We start from the raw sequence: 2,287 nt of genomic DNA on the forward strand, positions 1-2,287 counted from the left end.
ACCGCGGCAGCCCGAAACTCCGGGCTGAAGTGCTTGTGTTTCTCGTGTTCCATTTGTCTATCCAATCCTGAATTCAGGAGGACTGTCCGGAAACACTGGGTCACCCCAGCCCCGCCACACGGCGAGTCTCGAAATTCTCCGCAGCTGGCGTTGCCCGCGAATCAACGGGGCAACGGATGCCACGGGCCGGGTCTCCCCCGGCCCGTCTGTCGTCGCGGCGGGCGGCGGCCGCCCCTGGCGCAGGTCGATGGCGGATGCGGTCTCCCCGGGCGGCCGTCCCTGGCCGCAACTGTTGCCCGTGTGGACAAGTGTTGCCCGCACACCGGGCACAGTTGTCCGCTTCGGTAACAGTTGCGGCAGTGGGCGCGCAGGGCAGCGGGCAGGCGCCGTGGGGGCAACAGTTGCGGCAGCGGGTGCGAGGACCGGGGGCGGCGAGAAGCCCTAGTTCGTGACCGTGCGCCGGCCTTCGAAGGCACGGCCCAGGGTGACCTCGTCGGCGTACTCGAGGTCGCCGCCGACCGGGAGCCCCGACGCGAGCCGGGAGACCTTGATCTCGAGGGTGGTCAGCAGGCGCGACAGGTAGGTCGCGGTTGCCTCCCCCTCGAGGTTCGGGTCGGTGGCGATGATGACCTCCTGAACCGTGTTGTCCGCGAGGCGCTGCATCAGCTGACGGATGCGCAAGTCGTCGGGTCCGACGCCGTCGATGGGGCTGATCGCCCCGCCGAGTACGTGGTAGAGCCCCTTGAATTCGCGGGTGCGCTCGATCGCGACGACGTCTTTGGCCTCTTCGACCACGCAGATCATCGCGGGATTGCGGCGCGGATCGCGGCAGATCATGCAGGTCGTCTGCTCGGACACGTTGCCGCAGATGTCGCAGAACTTCACCTTGTCGCGCACCTCGAGCAGCACGTTGGCGAGCCGGGTCACGTCGAACTGCTCGGTCTGCAGGATGTGGAACGCGATCCGCTGCGCGGACTTGGGTCCGATTCCGGGCAGCGTGCCGAGCTCGTCGATCAGTTCCTGAACGATGCCTTCGTACATGGGTTAGTCGCCTCTGGTTCGCGGTGCCGGGTCGTGCGGCTGTTCTTCGAGGAAGGTGGCACCCAGGATCTCACGCACCACCGACTCGCCGTAGCGCTGCTTCTCCGCAAACGCTGGCCCGCGCCGGGCGACGGATGCTGCGCGACCCGCCTGGGTCGGAGTCTGCGCCTGGGTGCGCGGCTGGGTTCCGGACTGGGTTCCGGACTGGGTTCCGGGCTGGGTTCCGGACTGCGTTCCGGGCTGCGTTCCGGGCTGCGTTCCGGACTGCGTTCCGGGCTGGGTTCCGGGCTGGGTTCCGGACTGGCCGCCGTTCGGGTGCGGATCCGGCGGGAACTCTTCGTCGTAGGGCGGGGGCTCGTCGTCGTAGGGCGGCTCCGGTTCGAAAGCCCGCCCGGACCCGCGCGCCGCCGTGGGCGCAGGTGCCGATACGGATGCGGGTGCGTTCGGCGTGGAACGCGCAGCGGCCTGCGCGCCGGGGGCCTGCACCGCGCTGGGGGCGAGAGCAGCGGTGGGGCCGGGAGCAGCGGTCGCACCGGTGTCAACGGTGTCAACGGTGTCAACGGTGGCGGCGGCCGGGGCCGACCCGGGGATGGAGGCCGTGGCCCAGCCGGGGCCGGCGTCCGACGAGCTCGGAATGACAACGGTCGCCCAGCCAGTCACGGGAGAGGCGGTCGCCGGGGCGGTCGCCGGGGCGGTCGCCGGGGTGACGGCAACGGATGCCGCAGCGGCGACGTCCGCGGGTGCCGGAGCTACCGCGGAGCCCGGGGCGGACTCGGCGGTAACGGCAGAGGCAGGGACGGCGGCGGCCGGATCGGAATCAGCACGAGGGGTAGCGGCGGCGGCCGGAGCGGGGCCGGCATCCGCGGGCGACGGAGCAACCGCGGAGGGCCCGGCGGAGTCCGCGGCAACGATTCGGTCGGCGATCGGATCGGGATCGGGATCCGGCTCGGGGTCCGGCTCCGCAGCGGCGCCTGCGGACTCGGAGTCGGGATCGGCGGCAGCGGTCGGGGCTACGGCCGGATCGGGGTCGGCGTCGACGGCCGACGCCTCTTCGGTCGTTGTTGCGCCGGGGGCGCTTTGATGTGCCCTCGGTGCGGTGGACCCTGACACCGCCGGGCTCGGGACCGAGGAGCCTGGCACCGCCGGGATCGCAGCAGCGGGACGGGCCGACGAGGTGACCGGGGCCGCGGCGGGCGCGGATCCGGCGGGCGCGGATCCGGCGGGCGCGGATCCGGCGGGCGCGGAT

Annotated in this window: 1 protein-coding gene and 1 pseudogene; both read right to left on the bottom strand. The window is 71.9% G+C overall.

What is annotated here, in order from left to right; genetic code table 11:
- Positions 1–441 precede the first annotated feature (441 nt).
- Positions 442–1,041 carry a recombination mediator RecR gene (recR, locus tag E3O67_RS09610; protein WP_134433108.1) on the bottom strand — a complete coding sequence of 200 codons (600 nt, stop codon included), beginning with the start codon at positions 1,039–1,041 and terminating at the stop codon, positions 442–444.
- Positions 1,042–1,044: 3 nt separating this feature from the next.
- Positions 1,045–2,287, bottom strand: a pseudogene (locus tag E3O67_RS16950) (hypothetical protein); the annotation flags it as partial.

The organism is Cryobacterium sp. TMT3-29-2 (assembly GCF_004564305.1).
In the GTDB taxonomy this organism is placed as follows: domain Bacteria; phylum Actinomycetota; class Actinomycetes; order Actinomycetales; family Microbacteriaceae; genus Cryobacterium; species Cryobacterium sinapicolor.